We start from the raw sequence: 22,027 nt of genomic DNA, 5'->3' as shown, positions 1-22,027 counted from the left end.
GTTTTCGCTGCGGTGCAAGGTTCAGGCTTGAGCGAATCTCGACGTCGACAACTGTTGTCGAGATTCATTTAACTTTGAACAGGGCATGCCGCTACGATAAGGTTCGCCGACCGTGCTGCTCAGGTAACTTTGAACCCTTGGGTCACCTAAGTTTGAACTATCCGATGTTTGGTTCATTTAACTTTGAACTTTCTTGACGAGCCGCTGGCGATTTCATCCAACCGCTGGTTGTCGAAGTTCCGGAGCTAGCATCATATCCAGATGCCCGGAATCATTAACGCAGCATCGCATTGCGTTTAATCAGTGACCTTCTGGCCGACGCGAGGTTTCATGGCCGCAGTATGCTGAATATCGCCGATCGAGCAGGGCGGCAGCGTGGGGCAGCAGTCGGCCAACTGCAGCCGTTCGCCCTCGTCCTTACACGGCCATTCAGAGGGCCGTTCCGGTCAGATAACGGACCTTCGCGCTGGGACACGGTCGAGCGCCCAAGCGGACGCGAACTTGCGAACCAGCCTGGAAGTCCCGCGCCTCAGCCTCCGCGGGGAGATCTGACACGCAGGTTTGGACCCGGATCCACGGGCAAGCAACAATCTCACAGCCAAGTTCGGGTGTCGTCAGGAAGCGGAAAAAATCGTACGTTAGTCGCACCGCACAACGACTAGAATCAACCACTTTTGGTTGCAGCCGGCCGCCGCGCTGATTGTCGACAAGCGCGGAAGAAATATTTTTCCTACCATTGCATGAGGCAGCCGCCTTCAGGAGATAAGCGGTGGGAAGCGTTGCAGAGTGGTTGGAGTCACTCGGCTTGTCCGAATATGTTCAGATCTTTGCCGAGAATGGTATCGATAGCTCGGTCCTTCGCGATCTCACGGACCAGGATCTCAAGGATCTTGGCGTCTTGCTTGGGCATCGCCGCAAAATGCTGCGCGCGATCGCCCAACTTGGCGACAGCACCGTTGCAATATCTTCAATCGCGGCCACGCACGTGCCACGTGATGACGCGGACCGACGCCAGCTCACCGTCATGTTTTGCGATCTCGTCGGCTCGACTGCCCTCTCGAAGCGGCTCGATCCGGAAGACATGCGGAAGATCCTCGGCGCCTATTACCGGGGTTGCGCGGATGTAATTACCAGGGCCGGTGGCTTCATTGCCCAGTACATGGGGGATGGTGTGCTGGCCTATTTTGGTTATCCTCAGGCCCAGGAGGACGATGCCGAGCGGGCTGTACGTGCTGGGCTGACGCTGGTGCGAGCCATCGGCAAACTCGATTCCGGGACCGACGAAAGTTTGCGAGTGCGGATCGGGATTGCTACCGGCGTAGTGATAGTCGGTGATGTGACGGGTGAGGGCGAAGCCCAGGAGCGTGGCGTCGTCGGTGAGACGCCCAATCTCGCTGCTCGGCTGCAGACATTGGCCGAGGCCGGAACAGTGGTGATTTCTACGAGCACGCAGCGGCTTACGGCCGGGCTGTTTGACTACCGCGACATGGGCCTGGCGACAGTGAAAGGTTTTGACGAAGCAGTGCGGGTTTGGCAAGTGCTCGGCCCCAGCGGGGTCGAAAGCCGCTTCGAGGCGCTGCACGCGACCACGTTGACGCCAATTGTCGGGCGCGGCGAAGAAATCGAGCTGTTGCTCAGCCGATGGCAGCGGGCGAAGAACGGTAAGGGGCAGGTTGTGCTGCTTTCGGGCGAGCCGGGTATCGGAAAATCGCGGCTGACCACCGCCCTTGAAGAGCGGCTTCAATTCGAGCAGCACGACCGCTTGCGGTATTTCTGCTCGCGCCGCCATCAAGACAGCGCCTTCTATCCGTTCATTTCCCAACTCGAGCGTGCGGCCGGTTTGCGGCGGGACGATACCGCTGAACAACGCCTCGACAAACTTGAGGCGGTGCTCGCGTTCGCCCCCGACGATTTGGGCGAAGCTGCTCCGCTGGTGGCGGCGTTGCTTTCGATTTCGACGGAAGGTCGATACCCAAAACTTAACCTCACGCCGCAGCAGTACAAGGATAAGACGCTTAGCACGATAATTGCGCAGGTCAAGGACCGGGCAAGACGCCAGCCGCTGCTGATATTGTTCGAAGATGTGCATTGGGTCGATCCCAGCTCGCTTGAAGCGCTGGACCATCTTGTCGATCGTATTGAAACCCTGCCTGTCCTGCTGATTGTCACCTTCCGGCCTGAGTTCGTATCTTCGTGGATTGGCCGCTCAGAGATGATGCTCCTTACTCTCAATCGTCTGCCCCCTCGGCAACGAGCCGAGATGATCGAGCGGGTAACCCTTGGCAAGGCACTGCCGAAAGAGATTACAGACCGGATCATCGAGCACACGGATGGAATACCGCTATTTGTCGAAGAACTGACCAAGACAGTGCTGGAGAGCGGTGTACTGCGCGAGCAGAACGGGCGCTACGTCCTCGATGGTCCGCTGCCACCACTGGCGATCCCGATGACGCTGCACGCTTCGCTGATGGCGCGTCTCGATCGCTTGGCCCCGGCGCGGGATGTAGCACAAATCGCCGCTGCAATCGGCCGGCGATTTTCTTATGAGCTCATCAGCGCGGTCGCGTCGATGCCCAAAGAGCGCCTGGACGACGCATTGGATTATCTCGTCAGTGCCGAGCTGGTTTTCCGGCACGGGGCACCACCGGATGCGGAATACACCTTCAAGCACGCCCTGGTGCAAGACGCCGCGTACAGCTCCCTGCTGCGGGACAGGCGACAGCAACTGCATGCCCGCATTGCAATGGAACTCGAGAATCATTTTTCTCACGTAGCGGCGCAGCAGCCGGAAATCCTGGCCGAACATTGCGCCCAAGCCGGATTGACGGAAAAGGCGGCCCGGCTGTGGCGGCGCGCCGGTCACGATACTGCAAAACGCGCCGCTCATCGTGAGGCGTCGGTCTTGTTCGAGAAAGCCCTGACTGCCTATGCGGCCCTGCCGCCCTCGGCCGAAATACTTGGTGAAATCATCGATATCCGATGGGAACTTAATCACTCGCTTTATCCGCTCGGAGAATTGACACGGGACCGGGCGAATCTGGAGAACGCGAAACATCTCGCCGAAGGACTTGGCGACGAGGTACGCCTATCGCGCGTTCTATCAAGGTTGGCTTTCACCCTCGGTTCGTTAGGCGACCTGGTTGGCGCCGTTGAGGCAGGCGAACGCGCCCTGGCGTTGGCGGAGCGGCGAAGCGACCCCGATGCGAAGGCTTGGGCTGCCATGATGCTGGCAAGGTCACAGTATGGCCGCGGAGACTATGAACGCGCGATGGGACATGCCCGACACGCGCTAGATATCCTCCATGAAGGCCAGGGTCTCGGACCCCATGAGGATTACGTAAAATTCACGCGCGTCAACGGACGTATCTGGTTGGTGCTGTGTCTTGCCGAACTCGGCCGATTCGACGAGGCTGCCGTCCTTGGACGGGACGCGACCGACATGGCCCGAGGGATGAATGAGCCAGAGGAACTGATCTTTGCTGGCCACGGTGTCGGAAGGATGCACCTTATTCAAGGTAATCTCGACGTTGCTGTCGAGGCACTTGAGCCAGCACTGGCCATGTGCAAGAGCGCTGAGTTTCCAATCTACGTTCCTCGGGTAGCCTCCTGCCTGGGGGCGGCGTATGCCTCAGTGGGCCGGACCGATGAGGCACTGGTTCTTCTGGAAGAGGCAGTTCGCCAAGCGGCGGCGAGTAATTTAACGTTCGGACAGTCGCTAGTGCTCTCAAATTTCGGTCGAGTGTGCCAGCTCGCTGGTCGACAGGATGAAGCCCTCACTCATGCACATGACGCCATTGATCTTGCTCGAGCCTCCGGCGAACGAGGCAACGAAGCCTGGGCCTTGTGCCTGTTGGGGGATCTTGTCTCGGATGGCAACGCTACCGCACCTCGGATTGAGAAAGCTCACAATCACTATCGCATGGCGTTGATGATCGCCCAAGACCTGGGAATGCGTCCGTTGCAAGCACAGTGCCTAAATGGACTTTCTCGGCTGCAAAAAGATGATCGGAAATGAAGCATTGGCCGAGCAACATGCAGCAGACTCCACCTCGCTTTGGCGGGAAATGGGCGCAAAAACCCCATGGCCTGCTAGAACCTCATTTCACCTTGCACCGTTCGCCGCGAACCATTCGCGCGGCGGTCTGCGTCAAATCTCGATTACCACAGTCGCATTACTTACCTAGCGACCGGTTTGCCTTTTCGGCTGCCGCGTTCAGTGCCGCGGCGGGTTGAGCCTTTCCTAGGTAGACGGATTGCATCGCATCCGAAACGGCCTTCCCGGTGTCTTCCCACCCAGTGACAGTCGGTGCGAAGCGCGCGTTCTGCAACAATGCGATAAATGCCTTGGTGTCTGGGCTATTGAGTGCCGGATCGCTGGCTTCGGCCTTCGTCGTGGGCAGAAAGCCTTCCGTCTTCGAGAATTCGACGCGCGGGCCCTTTGTGAAGAGGAAGTCGAGAAACTTCCAGGCGCCCTTCTTGACCTTGGAATTCTTGAACATCACGATTGAATCGGTCACCGCATAGGTGGCCTGCGTCGTTCCGGTCGGAATGGGATCGATACCGTATTTCAGATTCGGCGCCTCCTTCGCGATCTGCTTCGACAGGAAAGGCAACGAGATAACCATCGCCACACGCCCCTGCTTGAACAGGTTCTGTACGCCTTCACGGTTATACCCGGTGACCCCCGGTTCGGTCAGACCTTCGTCTATCATCGTTTTGTACAGCGTTGCGGCCTTCACGCCAGCCTGCGAATTGAAAGCAGCCTTGCCGTCCTTGCCGATCACGTCTCCTCCGTAACTCCAGAGTCCATAATAGAAATAGACATCTGTCTCGATCTCTTTGCCTTGAAGACCAAAGCCGGCGATTCCCATCGCCTTCAGCTTCGTCGATGCATCGATTACGTCGTTCCAGGTCTTCGGACCATTCGGATAACCAGCTTTCGCAAGCAGGTCCTTGTTGTAGTACAGCGCGCGTGCTGAAGCAGAGATCGGCAAGCCATACACCTTGCCTTTGATTTCACCCGGCGCCAGCATCTGGCCAATGAAGCGGTCCTTGAAGCTCGCGTTCATGTAGCCATCAAGGGGCTCGACGAGGTCGTCCTTAGCGAAGTCCAGCAACCAGCGGGTACCGACAATCGCCAGGTCCGAGTTTGCGCCACCCATGATGTCCGTCTGGAGTTTCTGTTGCAGCGTGTCCCAGTTTACTTCTTCGATCTTGATTATCGTACCAGGGTTAGCTTTCTCGAACTCCTGAGCCATCTTGTTGAAGTATGGACCAGTCGCGTCACTGTAGTGCGAGACGGTGATCCGGACCGTGTCGGCGTGTGCCGCTACTGCCACACCTGCAAACGCAAGCGCTATGGCAATCTTGTCCAGCGCGAAAGACGTACGTACTTGCAAAGACATCTTCCATCCTATGGGTCAGCTGCGGTCGCCAGCCGCCGGTTGAATTTTGTCTCTTGTGAGAACTCTGGCACTAGCATTACCTGGTGCTTGAACTGCCTTTCACGCGGCATGAATCACCGAACAAAACAATGGCCGAAGAACTTTGGAAGCCGCCATTCGCCTCTCGCGTGCAGGAACGGCCGAAGAGGGTCGGACTGAGACAAACAACCACCGCCCCACGACGCTGGCCACCGACCTGCGCCGAACTTCCGTACCCGACCCGGAGGAGACGGTCGGCTGTCTGCGGAACGGACGTTCGTGACGAACGATCAACGATAAAGCGCCGGCACGAATTTGAGATCGAATCCCCATACGCGACCGAACTTTCTCGGGCGTAATTCCGAGCGGCGTCAACCCTGCATTTCCTGCGGAATGTGGGTCTATCCCGTCGAGCGTGATGCGCGAACGGGAATTACAGCTTGTGGTTGATGCGGACGATTACATCCCTGCGCCGCCGCAGACTCTCATTCTCTGCTCCGAAATATTCCGACACGAGCTTGCCCCCGAATGTCAAACCGGCACCGACTGCGGCAGCCGTCGCCGCAGTCGCAGCGGGTGAGCCGGTCATCGCATTCGATACTGCGCCGGCAATAAGTCCGACACCGAGGTCCGAGACCGAAAACTTGGCGTATTTTTTCAGTGCCGTATCGGCCTTTAGCTTGGAAGCGATGCCGGCGATCTCCTCCTTGATGAGCACTTTCTGGTCGTCGCTATTGCAATACGCAACCTCGGCAATCGTATCCTTGAGCTGATTCAGCAGCTCAGAATCGTTCTTGATCGCGATGATGTCATCCCAAAGAGCCTCTGACAGATTTGGCACCTGTATGGAATTGACGATTTGATCAGTTTTCGGGTTAAGGATCCCACCTGTCCGGACATAGTCGTAAACGAGCCGGTCACCCGGTAGCGCATCCAAAAGACTCGATGAATATTTGCTGGCGACGATGGAATGGATGAGTCCCATCACCAGAATTTCTGCCTTGTCCCCGAACCACATTGGATCGCCCTTCAGTAGCCCGTGCGACGGCGAGTCATCACTAACTTCAAGGCCAATCGGGCCAAGACGCACACCGGCCGAATATTGGGCCTGCTTAAACCGTTGTGCAATTTCCTTGATCACGTCCGGCTTTTTCTGGAAATCAGCGACTGACTTCCTGAGCAACTCGACTTCTGACTCAACAGCTACCTCCCACGGTTGAAGCAAGATATGCCCGGTGTCGACCATAGGCTGAAGCTTAAGCATCTGGGCGACGAGCGGCGACAGTGTCGCATTGAGGAACGCGAAGCGCTCGGAGATGTCGGTAGACCAATAGTTTTTCCACGGCGAGGTTATTAGGGGAGTCTTGGAATAGCTCTTGTTACCCCCCTCTGGCAAGCGATTCCAGAGCGCCGAAGCGCGCGGTGCCAACAGACTGTACAGGGGATCCGGCAACATGACCTGCTTCGAGAACAACAGAGGTAATGCAAGCTCTTCCGCTCGCTTTCTGCCCTCGACAATCTCTGTTGCCATGTGGAGACTCTGATTGAAGCGCCCGACCGATGGAGGCGGGGCTTTCAAGTAACAATTTTGGATGTCATCGGCCATTTGCCCCGCGGCTTTCCGGCTAAATTTATTGAAATCAAGGTTGGGACGATCGAGTTCCCATTTTCTTATAACGCCAAAAATATCCATTTTGCCGTGCGCCTCAGTGCCTCGCCGAAATGATCAATATAGCCGTGCAATCCGCTTTGCAGAAGGCGGCCGCTGTAAGCGCTGAGTCTAACCTAAGCTTCCCCCTGCGCAACGCCGCGTCAGATGAAGGAAAACAACGACTCCAGAAGCCCATACACTGATCCTCAGCCGGTCCCGCTTTAGACCGGTCTCCACCCCGGCTCAAAATTCAATCGGCGGATGGCGCAAAATTCCGTCGGCGCGGACAACGCAAAAGACACGGCTGCGCCTATTTTCGCCAGCGCCTTACTCGAATCTCGTTTAGCTTCGACTCTTTCGAAATCTGATCAAGCGCAGCAGTGACGGTTTCTGCGATCGATTGTGTTTCAGCACCACGCATATGCGCCGCGCGGTATAGGTGATCGACTAGCATTCGCAGGGTGTCGCCCTGATGTTCCCTGAATAGTGCGACAAAGTCATCGGCTGAAGCCTTCAACAGTGACTCTGCCATTCTGTCGCTCCACTCCTTTTCCTCCATCAGTAGCGTTGCCGTGGACGCCAAATCAAGAACGCCGTCCTCTTCTGTTAGCACTTCGGCAAAACGCTTTTTGAGCCTTTCGTCATCAACGTCCCGGGACCAAGGCGATTCGTCGATCCTGAACAGTCCCGGACGGTCTGCGTTGAGTTCGACGTACCTCTCAATCACTGCATCTGCCTCATCGTCAAAGCCGAGTTCGCGAAGCAGCTTCACGGTACTGTTCAGGTTAAGGGGCGATATCACCGTCGCTGCGACGTTGACGGCGTTCACGAACGCGTGCATCAGATCCTCCGCGGTGCCGTCAATTCGGTCATGAAACAACTTCCACGCTTCGCTAAACACAGCATCTAATCTTGCCCTATCAGCAACTTCATCTAAAGCCTGGGCGTGCTTTGCAAGCTCCGATCCATGCGCGTAACCGTTCTCCAAAATCGATAGCACCTCCATGTCGAATTCGTCGCAAGCTAAAAATCCGACGCCATGCAGTTTCTCGCGCCACTCCTCTACAATGGTGTCCTTGCCAACACCCATGGCGATTGAGTACCAGTTGTAGCTGATGACCTGTTCGGCCGTCGGGAAACCAATCCCCCCTCGTACAACGCTCCTGCGAACACTGCTACTGCGATAGCAGCCTGCTGCTTTACCGCATCCGTGCAGTTGGGGATCACGCTTTGCACAGTTCGCAGTCCGTTTGCGATTTTCTGCACAGTGCGAATATTGTTGATGCCCAGCGTTTCAATATAGGGGGCCGCGAAATCTCGCAACGGCGTGTCTGCGGGCAACCCGAGTTCAACGGCTTCGGCCGCTGTGGTTAAGAATGCTAGCTTCTTGTCCACGACCTTTTCGCTGGCCTGCTCGTACTGCTTTGCGCGTTCGCCTAGCTGCGCTTCGTTGAACAGCAGGATGATCTTGCACTGAGACTCGACCTTGAGTTCGGAAACGAGACCCATCAGCTCATCCATGGCGATGCCCGAACCAAGGCGCTCGATGTCATCAATAATAATGATCGTCTTGTTGATCAGAGAGACGGCAATTGTTTCGAGCAGGACAGTCACCTGCTTTCCGCCATAAGGGATTTTCTCGGACAGCGTTGTAATGGTTTTCCAGATAGCATGTCCACGGCCTTTGCTGAGGACATGCTCGGTCTCGTCAACGATCTTCCCAAGCTTGTCACGTTGTACGGGGAAGCGCCTTGTTTTGATAAGAATCATTGAGCGCAGGTCGCCTATAGACTTTGCGCCGAAGGCAGACACGTACGAGTATCGCCCCAGCGATCCTTCGCCCGCGTACGATTGAACCAAAGATTGAAGCGCAAAGGTTTTGCCGACTCCCCATTTACCACTTATTGCAAGGACTTCTGGCTTTGTGCTGTCTAAAAATTCATCGATCACGCTTTCGATCACGGCCCGGGTCATTTTGTTGTTCCCCATTCCTGGCTGGTCTGGTGACCAGATACAAGCGCAAGCTAGCATTCAAGAAGGACTTATGCTCATCGTCGTGCGCGGGTCTGGTTCTGGAGCCGTGCCAGGGCTCCGCTAAGGTTCGGCGGCACTCGAGACAGTCGATCTCACGACGGCTAGGTTACATCAGCGAAGCTCGGGAACTTCAGTTCGTCGCATTCTGCAACGGCATTCCGCATATTGTTGACGATCTTGGTCGGAGCGTCGAGCGCCGCTTCATGGCCGAACTCAGCCCGATGATGACTCAGGGCGTGAAGCGGTGTTACGTACTCGCTGCCACGCGACGGCTGTTTCTCAGGTACGACAGTCATTCAACCAGTCGTGACAGCCGGCAAGTCGTTGGCCTTGCCGTCGCTCGCGTGCACACGTTGTCCGATGTTTTGCGGTTGCAAGACGAGATCATGTCGATCGAAAGGAATTCAGAGTTGCGCCTCTCGAACGGTCGCGCTCTGACACCGTGCCGCCTTTCGTACTCGGGCGGTATAAGACCGCATTCGGAGTCAAGCACTCAGACGAGCGGGGGCATCGCGGTCCCACGCATCTCACCTGAGGGCAATATCGCCATATTGCGCAGCTGACCAGTTCAACGCGTGGTGGCCCGCAGTGGGCGACGATCGACGTACACTGCCTGGTTCGGGGTTAAGCTGGTCCGCGCCGGCCCGCCTTGGCAGGCGAACAGCGTGGTGTTCGTGTCGCATGGTGATTGTTTCTACTTCGCCTTCGTCGCGAAGCTTCTGCAGCGCATACGCACGTGTGGATTCGTACAGCCAGTACAGAGCGCGTGGCCCCTCAAATTGCACATTCAGGAGAGATTTTGCGACGAGCGCGTCGATTCCCGCGATCGCACTGCTTAGGGAAAGCGTCGCGTCATATGCCACGACGCCGAGCGCTTCTAGCGTAAAGAGACCATCGAATACGGCAGTGCGCCGGAAGAGAGTCCGCTCTGTATGATCGAGCAACGCATGGCTCCAGTCAAAGGTCGCACGCAGGCTCTGGTGGCGCGGTCGTGCGGTACGATATCCACCGGTGAGAAACGCCATGCGGTCGTCCAGACAATGCCGTGCACCGTCGAGGCCAAGGGCAGCGACGCGGGCAGCCGCTAGTTCAATCGCGAGGGGTATGCCATCCAGCCGTCGGCAAATCTCACCGACAAGCTGGAGCTGCTGGCCGTCGGCGCCCACGGTCAGCTGCATGGCGTTTGCACGCTGGAGGAACAACCTGACCGCCGAATGCCCACGGATATCGACTTGCGAGGTATACGCCGGTGGCGTTTCAAGCGGATCGACTTTGAATGTATGCTCGGGCGATATGCGCAACCGTTCCCTGCTGGTCACGACGACGCGCACGTGGTTATTTGCAGCGAGCAAGGCGTCGACTATCTCCGCCACGTGCGCGATCAGATGTTCAGCATTATCGATAAATAGCAGCCCGCGCAGATCCGAAAGCGCGCACGCGACGCCTTTTTCAGGGACTCCAGCGCCCCCAGTCGGCCGACCGCAGCCTTTCATAATGGCATCGAGCATACCTTCCCGCGTCGTCACGCCAGATAGGTCGACGAAGTATGCGGGTTCGACCGAGTCTTCTTCAGTTCGACGCGCGACCTCGAGCGAGAGCCGCGTCTTGCCGATCCCCCCAGCGCCCACGAGCGTTATCAGGCGCGAACTTTCGAGCATCGCGAGGATCCGCTGAACGGCCGTCTCCCGCCCGACCAACGCGATGTTCGACGGCAGCTGGTTCGCGTCTCGCATCGACCCGCCCATCCAGGAAGTGAGGGCCACGTCCGTTTTTTGCACGCAAAGCTGATACCCGCGCCCAGGCACCGTGAGGACAAGATTCCGGTCGGGTCCGAGAATTTTGCGCAAGGCCGACAGATGGACATGGATGTTGTTTTCCTCGACGATCGTTTGCGGCCACACCACGCTCATTAACTCGTTTTTGGTGACAAGGCGGCCGCCAGCCGAAACAAGCACGGCCAGGATATCGAAGGCCCGGGACCCAACGGGTATTGCTACCCCGTCTCGGCGCAGTTCCCGCGTTCCGAGATCGACACGAAACCGGCCCAGTTCCATCACGCCGGTGGTGAGGTTTAGAGGACGATCGAAGGCTGCCATGTGAATGCTCGCGTGGGTCGAAGTGAAACGGAGTCTGCCGATCACAATCGCGCTTTAGGTAGGCGCGAGCAGGTAGTTGGCGCATGTCGCACCTGCTCAACCGTCGTTGTGCATCGGGACCGAATATCGCGTCCTGCCCGTCGTCGGCCGCTCTCGTCGCGAGAATCGCCCGATCAAGTGCACTTACAATGTTGTGGCAAGTGTGCCTGCTTTGCTTTTTTCGAGAAACTGGCCCATCAACGAAAGTATTTTGAAAATAGTTCAACAATGAATGTTACTTTGGATGAGCTTCAGGCCTTTTCAGCCGTTGTAGATACGGGCTCAATGACGGCCGCAGCGCACCATCTGAACCTGACGGTGTCGGCGGTAAGTCGCTTGCTCGGGCGCCTCGAGGAAAAGCTGAAAACGACACTGCTCCGCCGAAACACGCGCAAACTCGAGCTCACCGAGGAGGGACGGGTATTCCTTCAGCATGCGCGAGCGATCATCGACTCTGTCGAAACCGCAGAAGAACTGATGGTCGCACAGCGCGAAACGCCTTCGGGGCGGCTGCGGATCGACGCCGCGGCACCATTCATGCGGCATGTGATCGTGCCACTCGTGCAGGGCTACCGAGAGCGCTATCCGCATGTCACTCTGGAGCTCAACACCAACGACCGCATCATTGATCTGCTCGAAAGTCGCACCGATATAGCGATCAGAATCGCCCGCCTCAAGGATTCGACATTGCACAGCAGGCTCCTTGGAAATAGCCGGATGCGCATTCTCGCGAGTCGGGGCTACCTCGAGAAGCATGGTCAGCCGCGCAACGTTGAAGAGCTTGGCAAGCATGTGCTTCTGGGCTTCAATCAGCCGGAGTCGCTTAATGTCTGGCCACTGTTAGGCGCTGATGGTGAGCCTTATCGTATTGAGCCAGTCGCTTATTCGTCGAGCGGCGAGACACTTCGGCAACTGGCGCTTCAGGGCGTTGGAATAGTTTGCCTGTCGGACTTCATGACCGCACGGGACCGTGAGGCCGGACGGCTCGTCCAGATCCTCACCCGGCAAACGAGTGATGTTCGCCAAACGATCCATGCTGTCTATTACCGCAATACGGCTCTGTCTTCGCGGATCGCTTCCTTCGTGGATTACCTGATCGACGCCATAGGTGGCACACCCACACGGAAGGCGGTGCCTTGGGCGCAATGAGAGTAAAGCCATTTCGAGTACGCGCTGTTCGAATCGCGACCCGATTCACACGACTCGCCGGCACCCAGTGAATCGCCCGACATTTCTGTTGAGCCTCCTGCCGCTGCAACAATCGCGAGCGTGGTCGTGCCCTGCAATTTCGGTGACTTGATAAAACGAACGGGTTGCCGATTCAGTGACCGCAGAGCAGTTGCACGTCCGCTCACGACCACCCTCGACTGCCGTTCGTCACCGTGCGCCAGCAATGGCCGCTTGCAAGGTACAACGGCCGTTCCTTTTACCCGTTTGTCAGGCCGATCGTCGGCCAATGCGGCCGCTGGTCCATCAACGCGTCAACGACCGGTATAGGTTCCTAACCCGACGACAGCGAGCAATCTTGGTGAGCGGCCGCTTTGACCGTCGTCGAACGGCGGTGCACGATCCCACTCCGGCCGCTGGATCCCGCGCCTCCTTAGCGGCAACTTGACGACTGGTACGATCGATCGGTCCCATCAATCCACGACCCCTGATGCGTCTTGCAGAGATGTCGAAAAGACGCGTCCATCGACATCCGTCAGTTGCAGTGTCCGCGCGCTGGCAATAGCGTCCGTATGAACGGCCGCCGCCGGTAATGTAATGGTCGAAGCGGCGCCCATCGCCGCGCGCAGCCCGAATGGACCCGGGCCGAATTTGTTGTAGGCGTAGTCGTTGTTGAACGCGGCCTTTGGCATCTTTGAAAGTGCCTCGGCGTTCCATTGCGCGACGGGTGTCCTGTTCGCATCGAGCAACGCAGCCGCGACGACGTGCACCGGCGCTTCAGGGGTCCCGGCATCGAGAGTGACGTGAAAGCGCACGCTTCCATCAGCTAGAACAGCCACGCGAGCCAACGTCAGGTGATGGGCGGTCGGGCTGATAGGGCCGCTATGAAATGGCGTCACGACGGAGCCGCGGTAGTAGCTGTACGTCCCAACGTTGAACACGAGCACAAAGGTCAATACCGCGAGTGCGAGGTTGCGAAAACCGGTATCCGAAAGCGGCAGTGCCTTGCTTCCCGATGCCCATTGGAACCAGCCGCTGCTCGCCCGTTGCGGCTTGTTGCGCAGCAGGACATTGTCCAGCGACCAGGCCCCGCTGCCGCCCAGCATCAACGTCGCACCCATCGCCAGATTACAGGCCGCCATCGTCCATTCGTCGATGCACGTTGCCCCTTGCCAGCCGAACATAAGCATCAACAATACAGAAAACCCCATTGAAGCGAGTGCCGCGGCGCGCGTGAAGAGGCCCGCCATCAGCATGAGCCCGACGATCAGTTCGGCAGCACTGAAGAGAATGACGCCGCCGTACAGCAAATAGAAGTGATGCAGCATGAAGCTGATCACATGGTCCATGCCGAGCAGCGCGCCTGGCATCGCCGTCTGGAACTTGTTGGCCATCCAGTGTGCGGCATGCGGATTGAGCTTGCTGGGCCCATAAATGAATCGCCGCGAACCACCTCCCCAATAGATGAAGCCCTGAATGGCACGGACCGACACCAGGGAAATGGCCGAAATACGCCATGTGCGCTGGTCCCGCTCGCCCACAGCGCGCTCGTGACTGACCGCAGGGTATGCAATTGAACTCATGGAAGAACCTCTGAAGTGAATGTGCGTCATTTGACCGGAGGTTTGCGGCCCGCTCTGGCAGCGTCACCGATCGACCAATCATCGCTTTGCAGCGTATCGAAGGAAGGGGGGCCGTAAAAATACATTAATTGCATCGGCGCCATAATTTTTTGGTATCTAACTTAATGACATCGCGTTTTTATATTTGCCCATCGACGAGCACATCCATATAGACGCAACGCATGGCAGAGATATCAGTATTGTATTTTTCCTGAATGACCGACGTCCCTACACTGAGTCCATGCACTCCCGACAATTAGTCGATCGCAACGGGCTGCATATTCAACCCAAGTGTAAGGACCAAAAATGAGCAAGCTTTTCTGTTCCGCCGCCCCTGTCGCATTGATACTCACGGCAGCGCTTTTCTGTTCGGCAGCCAATGCTGCTCAACAAGACGCCGGTGCCTCGCGGCCGCAAGTTTCGCAAACCCAACAGGCACCCTCCGACCCCGCTGTCCAGCAGGCGCACGGGCTAACGCGCAAGCAGGTCTATGACCAACTGGTTCAGGCAGAAAAGGATGGCTCGCTAGCACGCCTCGATGCCACGCTGTACGGACCGTGAGCGTAGTGCGCACTCGCGCATGCATCGATGCTCGTTCCTTCCCGATGTCGAGCGGTGCATCAGCTTTACCTGCCCCGCAACAGATAAATACCGCAGTGCCGGGACCGAGCGCGGCGAGGCGACCGGCACGCTGATCGTCGACAACCTGCTGCCCGGCAGTGTGTTGTGGCTGCTGACTACCGGCACGGGTCTCGCACCATTCATGAGCGTGATTCGCGATCCGGCGGCATACGAGCGTTACGATCACATCGTGCTCGCCCACACCTGCCGGTACGTCCGTGAACTTGCCTATCGCGACTACATTATGACGACGCTCCCTAAACACGAATTCCTCGGTGAGCAGGTGCGTGAGCAACTGATCTACTACCCAACCGTCACTCGCGAGCCGTTTTCTAACAGCGGTCGCATTACCGATCTGATCGACGCCGGAACGCTGTTTTCCGACATCGGACTACCGCCATTTTCGCCCGAACGCGACCGCATCATGCTGTGCTGGAGCTCCGCGATGCTGCGCGACACGCGCGCCTTGCTCGAGGCATGTGGCTTCGATGAGGGCAGCCAGTCGGCTCCTGGACACTATGTGGTCGAGCGGGCCTTCGTTTCATGACCCGGGCGGCAAGCCAGCGTCATTCACCTTTGATACATCGCCATTGAGAGAATTAGTCATGAACAGAATCAAAACTCTTTTCGCTACCGCGCTCGTTGCGGTTGCCTCTGCGTCAGCGCTCGCAGCGCCGACCGATCCAGCCGGCTTCTGGACGACACCCACGATTCAGGGCTACGGCAACATGCACTATCTGCCCGACAGCGCGTTCAAACCACAGCCTGGCCATACCTACAAGGTGGTCTTTGCGCTGACTGAGGCCGCCGCACAGCCTGACAAGGCCAACCCAGCGCTGGATCACGTGGCGCGCACGGTCAATCTCTATGCCGCTTCAGGTGTACCACTGGCGAAACTGAAATTCGTAGCTGTTGCGTATGGCGCGGCGACACCGATCGCGCTCGACGATGCGCACTACCGGGCAGCGTTTGGCGTGCCCAACCCCAATCTCCCGCTGATTGCCGAGCTCAAGAAGGCCGGCGTGACGATCGCGGTATGCGGGCAGGCAGTGGCCGAGCATCATTTCCAGTACGACTGGATCAATCGGGATGTCACGCTTGCGCTGTCCGGCCTGACCACTGTCACTGCGCTCCAGCAGCAGGGTTACGCGCTGATGCAACTGTAACTGCACGTTCGTCGCGCGTGCGGGTGGTGCGAACTGCCGTGCAGTGCGCGTACCTTCGTTGATCATCTGGAGTCCACTGTATGTCAACCATCAACCGAAACACGCTTGCCTTGTGCATGATGAGCGCCATCGGCGCCCTCATCATCGGATCAGCCCATGCGGAGGGCGAGCCGGCACCCGGCACTGCCGGCATCGCGCATAGCCAGGGCGTCTATCCACCGTGGCAACACGGTGCGAACAATGACAGTCCGGTACGCGGCCTGTCGTTCACCGAACCCGACGCGGACAATCTTGCCGATTTCCATGGCGACCCGGTTCATCCGTCGCTCGCGCTCTATGTCGGTGGCAACTACTTCTTTGCGATGGCGCCGCTCGTGCAGGCGTTCGAAGCGCGTTACCCACAGTACAAAGGCCACGTCTACTGGGAGACGATTCCCCCGGGCCTGCTGGTGAAGCAGATGGCAGACGGCGGCACGGTCACGGTCGGCAACATGACCTGGACTGTCCCGGCTGACGTGTATCTCGCTGGGCTGAAGGCTGTGCAAAAGCAGATTGACGTCGGACGCCTACAGGCGCCGGCGGTGCCGTATGTGACGAATACACTGACCATCATGGTGCCGCACGGCAACCCTGCCCATATCTCAGGACTCGCCGATCTCGGCCGGCCCGAGGTTCGGCTGGCGATGCCGAATCCCAAATTCGAGGGGATCGCACGGCAGATCAAGACGTCGCTCGAACATGCGGGGGGCGACACGCTGCTCAACGAAGTCTACGGCACCAAAGTCGCCGACGGGTCGACTGTGCTGACGCACATCCATCACCGGCAGACGCCGCTGTGGATCATGCAGGGCAAGGCGCAAGCAGGTGTCACATGGCAGTCCGAGGCGATGTTCGAGGAACAGGCCGGTCATCCCATCAGTCACGTGGACATTCCGGCGGCCGACAACACGACGGCGATCTATGCGGGCGCCATGACAACAAATGCGCCTCACGCCGAGGCGGCCCGACGCTGGCTGGACTTTATCCGCTCGCCCGAAGGGCTCACAATCTTCGAACGGTACGGGTTCAAGCCCTACCAGGCCGACGCCAACGGCAACGCGGGCTGAACGCGCACACCATCCGCTTGCATCGCGTGCCGGGTGTCCTCGGTCGCCCGGCATGCGCCCGTCTTACACGTCACAGCCCGGCATCTCAAAGTCGATCATCGAACTCGAAGACGAACTGGGCGTCGAGATCTTTACGCGCCACGGCAAGCGGCTGAGTGCTATCACCGACCAGGGCAAACTGGTCGTCGCGGCAGCCGAGCGGATTCTTCGCGAGGTCGAAGCCCTGAAACGCCGCCGCGCGGACTATATGGATGACGATCAGGGGGAACTGATCATCGCCGCCACTCATACGTACGCTCGCGATCTGCTGCCTAATGCGATCGCACGGTTCAGGGCGCGCTTTCCAAAGGTCGTAGTTTCGATCCTGCAAGGCTCGGCCAGCCAAGTGCAAGAGATGCTCCGCAGCGCCGAAGCCGACGTCGTGCATACGCTAGCAGAACTGCTGTGCCCGATGTCTTCGCGGGAACACGTTGAGCAGGCCATGCGAAACGCGGAGGCCACCGTGACAGGCCTCGCGGCCAACAACGTCACCGCGCTGCGGCATCCGCTGCGGCCCGCGCCAGCACCAGGTCGAAAAAACCCTGCGTACTCGGCGATAGCGATCGCCCCTTGAGCCACACCATGTGCAGCGGGCGCTCGATGCGAAGATCGTCCACTTCGAGCACCGTCAGCTCGCCGCGGCGCAACTCGTCCTTCACACTGAGCAGCGAAACGTAAGCGATGGCGTGCTGGACAAGCAGCATCCGCTTGATGGCTTCGGTGTCGCTGACGGACATTAGTGGGTCAATTTGCAGACCGATATGCCCGTAAGCCTCCTCGACAACCGCACGCGTGCCAGAACCGGGCTCACGCAGAATGACCGTATGCGCAGTCAGATCGCGCGACGATAGCTTCTGCCCGGCACGTGGATGTCCGGCCGCGACGACCGCGGCGATTTCGTCGGCGCCGATCAGACGGGAATGCAGAATCGTGTTATCGAATGGCCCCTCGATGAAGCCGAGTGCAAAGGCATGGTTGCGCAAACCGGCTTCGACCTGCTCGGTATTGGTAACCGTCAGGTCGATCGCGACCTGAGGGTGGCTTGCGTTGAATCGCGCGATCATCTCCGGCACGAGGTACACGCCGACCGTCGCGCTGGCGCCTATTTTCACATGCCCGGCGCTGAGACCGGCCAGTTCCCGCAGTTCCCATTCCGCCGCGTCGGCAAGCGAGAAGATCTGCTCGGCGTAGCGGAACAGCGTCGACCCCGCGTCGGTCAGCGCGACCCCTCTCGGCAGCCGGTCGAACAGCACAAGTCCAAGCCGTTCCTCCAGTTCCCTGATTTCCCGCGTGACCGCCGGCTGGCTCACGCGTAGGCGTTCGGCCCCCCCGCTAACGCTGCCTGCGCGTGCGACCTCGAAAAACGCCAATAGATGAGTAAAGTTCATCGCAACTGTAATTCCCGGAAACTGCGCATGCGCCGGACCTCGCCACACATGCCGTACCTGTCGCTAAGCCTTCCTTCGCAATGCAGTGCAGTCGCGTCCGCGCACGCCATTGGCGCCGATTCGCACTGCGTTTGCAGGCACAACCCCACATTCGCCTTTGAACGGCATGCGTTACAGATATGGATCGTATCCCAACAATATATTTTATTTCTATCTTCCTGGTGAATACGATGTGTGCATGGAGGCGCTAGACAAGATCTGCACATGCAACCCCCGGCTCACGCAGATTTGCGCCACGAACGCGGCAGACGAGCATCGTCCTGGCAGTCCCTGCTGGGAATAGAGTCAGGTTTTCTGTGTTCACCATGACGTAGCCAGTGTCTATTTCTTAATCATCAATTTAGGAATTCGAAATGAACAAGCGTTATGTGCTGAGCCTTTCCATGATCCTGCTCGCGTCGGCAAGCGTCGCTTCCAACGCGTCCGCCCAGGAGAAGACCCGCGCGGAAGTCCGTCAGGAACTGATCCAGGCAGAAAACAACGGCCTGCGTTTCGTGACCGACACGTCGTACCCCGACGGCAACCCGGTCTTTGCGCAACAGGCAGCCCAGCTCAAGCAGCAAAGCGAAAGCGGCACGGGTGCCGGCATGTCGGGTTCGAGCGCCGCCGGCCAGCGAGAAGCGGCCGGCAAAGCCGGCATCGGTCAAAGTCATGCGGCTATTCCTTCCTGCGTCGGACCGGTCAGCTTTTGTACGCCGTATTTCGGCAGCTGACGCAGCAACATGTCGCGCACGCCAACCGATTGCCCAGTACCACCCATCATTCATTGAAGGAGATCAAGTCATGAAGACGCTTATTTGCCTGACCCTCGTCGTCAGCGCGCTCGCGAGCCCGGCACTGACCTTCGCGCAAGCCACATCCGGCCAGTTGACCCGTGCGCAGGTGCGCGCGGATCTCATCCGTGTCGAGCAGGCGGGCTATAACCCCTCAGCAGGCGACGATCCGGACTATCCCGCCGATATCCAGGCCGCCGAAGCAAAAATTGCTGAACAGGACGGTGCCCGGCTCGCGGCCGACGCCGTGGGCGGTATCGCGCAGGCCGGTTCCTCACAGACAGGTATGGCGGCAAATGCAATTTCGCCCCGTTCCCTGTATGCCGGGCATTGACAATGTGTCAGTCCATTTGGGTGGTGTCCGGCAACGCACATTGGGCAAAGCGGAGACGCGCCAGCAGCGGGTGTCTGCCGCCGTCTACCGGCATGGCGAGCGACGAACCCGATGCGGCAATCCTGATATTGCGATCCGCTTTTGCTGACTGAAGCGTTCACAGTGACTTGCCGGCTTGTGCAGCCAAGCTACTGCGAGAAACCAATGGAAGACCTGATAAGTCGCGCGATTTACCACCCGCTCGTCGTGCTCCCGACGTTCTATCTGACCGATCTGATGTGTAACGTCGACTACAGCCTGGTCGGTGCCCTCCTGGTGTTGGCATTCGCATTAACGTTCCGGCTGGCGCGGCTTTCAAGCAGATGGTATCGCCGCAACAGAAGAGAATCCGGAAACTGATATTCCTTGGCACTGGCGTTCCGTCATGTGCGGTCGCGAAACTGTTGTTCGTGGGGACACACGCTTTGATGTCCGCTGGTACTCAGTAAGTTGCCGGTGACCTGACGCGAGGTCAAATGGCCAGAACGGGCCGGGTACTGCCGGTCCGAAACGGTCAAAGCAGTCGTTCACCAAGGTCGCTCGAACGTTGTCGGGTTAGGAACCTATACCGGCCATTGACCCGTTGATGAACCAATGACCGCAAAGGCCGATGAAGGAGCGTTCGTCTTCGACAGGCGGATGGCCGGTTACGGGGCGGAGCCGACGCCTGAACGTCCGACCGACTACGCATCGGAACGGCGGCTTGTGGCCGATCACGGTCCGATGCTGATTGCATAGGGTGCTCGCCAGAGATCGACTCGCGTCGGACCGTCATCGACCCACTCCGGCCGCTTGAATTTGCCGAAAGCGGCCATTGATCACGACATTGCAGCGGCGTTGGTACTATTCGCTGAACCAGTCAAGTGATCGAGGCACTATATGGACAGCGATATCCCGCAGGAGGACCTGTACGTTACTCAATGTGAGCAGGTCGGTTCGGCATTGGAGTTGCGCTTCGTGCTGGACTTCCATCCCGACTCTCCGCCCAACGATCAGGTGTTGCAGATCACTTTAGCTGGATTAGACAATGTGCCGACGTGTGTTGATTTTTTTCGCGACCTGCTGCACAACAAGCCGATCTATCTACAGCGTGAGGGCAATAGGCTCACGGCTACGGCGGGCCATGGTACTTCGCTTTCAATGCAAGCAACAACTCTAACGATTCGCCATGACCGATTGAATCGGCAGGAGTTGCTCCGGCAGGTAGCCTTGATCCATGATTGGTATCTTGCGGCTAATCGTGGCCTTGTCAAGTCTTCCGCACGTATCAGCGCTGTCCGTACCTTGATATCGGAATCGATACGCCGAACTGACTTGAAAGCATCCGGGCATGATCGCGACGGGTTGGTGTCTGTTTTGTATGCGCAGCAGGTTCACACGCTCAACAGGATATTGCGGCTGCTCGACGAATAAAAGGTCCATCGGAGCGCGAAGGCTGTGCCTGAGGGTGGACGTGTGAAGACCCCTTGTCTATCACCACCGCCGCCTGCCGACCCACAAGGGGCCCCTTCAACTTTGCCTGAAGCGGCCCTTCAAATCGGGCATCATTCAATTTCTTCCAACAACTAGCAGAAGTCGCGGCTCGCATCCTCAGCCGAATCAGATAAAAACCAATGAACCTCATCGCGAAGATTTTCGGGACTCGCTCGCCTTTGACGGCGCCTGCGCATACGGTCTATATAGTGCCAGGCGAATCAATGCCCCTTCGCACCGCGATTGAGACCATTACCGCCAGCATCGACAATGAATTCGTTGCGTTATGTATGTCCCACTATTCAGGCTATGTCAGAGAGGCGGCGATTGGCCGGGCGGTCGAACTCGGCTGCAGTTCATTTCTAGTCTCGATAACAGAGCGCGTGAACGACTGGGTGCCCGAGGTTGGACGGGCTGCGACGAACGCGTTGCTTACACTTCTCGCAACCGTTCCCGCCGAGAACTTCGTTTCGCTCATCCCGCGACTGCGCGGCCTCATGTCGGCCACGCGTACGGACCATCGGTCTTGGTTGTTCGAGTTTGAACAGCGACTCGTGGAAGCGGGTGGGGCTGCAGCGATCGTCGCGGCAACGAACGGCACAGATTTTCGGCTCAGGCGCGCCGCATTTCTTGTAGCGGTAGACCATCAACTTCTATCGGTTACCGAAATGGTAAAGCTTGGCCTGAGCTCAGGCGACATAGTGCTCGCGCAACGCGCAGTTACGCTGCTAGACCGCGTACCGGTTTCAGGCCGAGCTATATACATCGCCCTTGCTGCCGCGTCCCCGTTTGGGCCAGTACGCTTTGCCGCTTTCAAATTCGTTGTAAACGGTCACGTCGATTTCGATACCGAGCCGTTTCTGTGGCGTACTATATTTGACTCACAAGGCAGCTTGCGGTCCGCTGCTGCCCAGTTGCTCGTCGAGAGTGGCCGGGATGTTGTTGGCCGCTGTAGCGCGATGCTCGATGCAGGGGGGCTGAATGTCAGGCAAGTCC

General features: G+C 58.2%; 18 protein-coding genes and 3 pseudogenes. 13 read left to right on the top strand and 8 right to left on the bottom strand.

Going from position 1 to position 22,027, the window contains the following annotated elements; genetic code table 11:
- Positions 1-805 precede the first annotated feature (805 nt).
- Positions 806-4,015, top strand: a complete 3,210-nt coding sequence (locus M0D64_RS31505; protein WP_266260662.1) for an adenylate/guanylate cyclase domain-containing protein — start codon at positions 806-808, stop codon at positions 4,013-4,015.
- A 157-nt stretch (positions 4,016-4,172) separates the two neighbouring features.
- Here M0D64_RS31505 and M0D64_RS31500 read toward each other — a convergent pair whose 3' ends face one another.
- The 6 genes from M0D64_RS31500 to M0D64_RS31475 form a co-directional block, all read right to left on the bottom strand.
- On the bottom strand, positions 4,173-5,405 hold the full coding sequence (locus tag M0D64_RS31500; protein WP_266260660.1) for an ABC transporter substrate-binding protein: 1,233 nt from the start codon (positions 5,403-5,405) through the stop codon (positions 4,173-4,175).
- 451 nt (positions 5,406-5,856) lie between these two features.
- Entirely contained in the window at positions 5,857-7,116 is a 1,260-nt protein-coding gene (locus tag M0D64_RS31495; protein ID WP_266260659.1) for a hypothetical protein, read from the bottom strand.
- 268 nt (positions 7,117-7,384) lie between these two features.
- Positions 7,385-8,164 carry a hypothetical protein gene (locus tag M0D64_RS31490; protein WP_266260658.1) on the bottom strand — a complete coding sequence of 260 codons (780 nt, stop codon included), beginning with the start codon at positions 8,162-8,164 and terminating at the stop codon, positions 7,385-7,387.
- Positions 8,137-9,048 carry a P-loop NTPase fold protein gene (locus M0D64_RS31485; protein ID WP_266260657.1) on the bottom strand — a complete coding sequence of 304 codons (912 nt, stop codon included), beginning with the start codon at positions 9,046-9,048 and terminating at the stop codon, positions 8,137-8,139. The genes M0D64_RS31490 and M0D64_RS31485 overlap by 28 nt, the downstream gene beginning before the upstream one ends.
- A 161-nt stretch (positions 9,049-9,209) precedes the next feature.
- Positions 9,210-9,404, bottom strand: coding sequence for a hypothetical protein (locus M0D64_RS31480; protein ID WP_266260656.1), 195 nt, complete (start codon positions 9,402-9,404; stop codon positions 9,210-9,212).
- A gap of 231 nt (positions 9,405-9,635) precedes the next feature.
- The gene (locus tag M0D64_RS31475; RefSeq protein ID WP_266260655.1) at positions 9,636-11,204 is read right to left on the bottom strand and encodes a winged helix-turn-helix domain-containing protein; all 1,569 of its coding nucleotides are present in this window, start codon (positions 11,202-11,204) and stop codon (positions 9,636-9,638) included.
- Between the two features lie 267 nt (positions 11,205-11,471).
- On the opposite strand from M0D64_RS31475, the gene M0D64_RS31470 reads away from it, so the two are divergent.
- Complete coding sequence (locus M0D64_RS31470) at positions 11,472-12,392, top strand: LysR family transcriptional regulator (protein WP_266260654.1); 921 nt, start codon at positions 11,472-11,474, stop codon at positions 12,390-12,392.
- A 491-nt stretch (positions 12,393-12,883) separates the two neighbouring features.
- Here M0D64_RS31470 and M0D64_RS31465 read toward each other — a convergent pair whose 3' ends face one another.
- Positions 12,884-13,993 (bottom strand): TQO small subunit DoxD, encoded by a 1,110-nt coding sequence (locus M0D64_RS31465; protein ID WP_266260653.1) that lies wholly within the window; start codon positions 13,991-13,993, stop codon positions 12,884-12,886.
- Positions 13,994-14,338: 345 nt separating this feature from the next.
- Between M0D64_RS31465 and M0D64_RS31460 the strand changes: the two genes are divergently transcribed.
- The 5 genes and pseudogenes from M0D64_RS31460 to M0D64_RS31440 form a co-directional block, all read left to right on the top strand.
- Positions 14,339-14,593, top strand: a complete 255-nt coding sequence (locus tag M0D64_RS31460) for a hypothetical protein (protein WP_266260652.1) — start codon at positions 14,339-14,341, stop codon at positions 14,591-14,593.
- Between the two features lie 115 nt (positions 14,594-14,708).
- Positions 14,709-15,200, top strand: a pseudogene (locus M0D64_RS31455) (ferredoxin--NADP reductase); the annotation flags it as partial.
- A gap of 58 nt (positions 15,201-15,258) precedes the next feature.
- Positions 15,259-15,819 carry a DsrE family protein gene (locus M0D64_RS31450; RefSeq protein WP_266260651.1) on the top strand — a complete coding sequence of 187 codons (561 nt, stop codon included), beginning with the start codon at positions 15,259-15,261 and terminating at the stop codon, positions 15,817-15,819.
- Positions 15,820-15,899: 80 nt separating this feature from the next.
- Positions 15,900-16,925, top strand: coding sequence for a substrate-binding domain-containing protein (locus M0D64_RS31445; RefSeq protein ID WP_266260650.1), 1,026 nt, complete (start codon positions 15,900-15,902; stop codon positions 16,923-16,925).
- A 64-nt stretch (positions 16,926-16,989) separates the two neighbouring features.
- Positions 16,990-17,346: pseudogene (locus tag M0D64_RS31440) on the top strand (LysR substrate-binding domain-containing protein); the annotation flags it as partial.
- A 106-nt stretch (positions 17,347-17,452) separates the two neighbouring features.
- Here M0D64_RS31440 and M0D64_RS31435 read toward each other — a convergent pair.
- Positions 17,453-18,352 (bottom strand): LysR family transcriptional regulator, encoded by a 900-nt coding sequence (locus M0D64_RS31435; protein WP_266260649.1) that lies wholly within the window; start codon positions 18,350-18,352, stop codon positions 17,453-17,455.
- A gap of 413 nt (positions 18,353-18,765) precedes the next feature.
- Here M0D64_RS31435 and M0D64_RS31430 point away from each other — a divergent pair, with 413 nt between their 5' ends.
- The 6 genes and pseudogenes from M0D64_RS31430 to M0D64_RS31405 all read left to right on the top strand — a co-directional run.
- Positions 18,766-19,125, top strand: coding sequence for a DUF4148 domain-containing protein (locus M0D64_RS31430; RefSeq protein WP_266260648.1), 360 nt, complete (start codon positions 18,766-18,768; stop codon positions 19,123-19,125).
- 70 nt (positions 19,126-19,195) lie between these two features.
- Positions 19,196-19,519 (top strand): DUF4148 domain-containing protein, encoded by a 324-nt coding sequence (locus tag M0D64_RS31425; protein ID WP_266260647.1) that lies wholly within the window; start codon positions 19,196-19,198, stop codon positions 19,517-19,519.
- A gap of 204 nt (positions 19,520-19,723) precedes the next feature.
- The gene (locus M0D64_RS31420) at positions 19,724-19,918 is read left to right on the top strand and encodes a hypothetical protein (protein ID WP_266260646.1); all 195 of its coding nucleotides are present in this window, start codon (positions 19,724-19,726) and stop codon (positions 19,916-19,918) included.
- 234 nt (positions 19,919-20,152) lie between these two features.
- Entirely contained in the window at positions 20,153-20,296 is a 144-nt protein-coding gene (locus M0D64_RS31415; protein WP_266260645.1) for a hypothetical protein, read from the top strand.
- Positions 20,297-20,437: 141 nt separating this feature from the next.
- Positions 20,438-20,971 (top strand): hypothetical protein, encoded by a 534-nt coding sequence (locus tag M0D64_RS31410; RefSeq protein WP_266260644.1) that lies wholly within the window; start codon positions 20,438-20,440, stop codon positions 20,969-20,971.
- Between the two features lie 284 nt (positions 20,972-21,255).
- Positions 21,256-22,027: pseudogene (locus tag M0D64_RS31405) on the top strand (hypothetical protein); the annotation flags it as partial.

The organism is Paraburkholderia sp. WS6 (assembly GCF_030464835.1).
In the GTDB taxonomy this organism is placed as follows: domain Bacteria; phylum Pseudomonadota; class Gammaproteobacteria; order Burkholderiales; family Burkholderiaceae; genus Paraburkholderia; species Paraburkholderia madseniana.
This window is presented reverse-complemented; position numbering and strand designations above follow the sequence as displayed.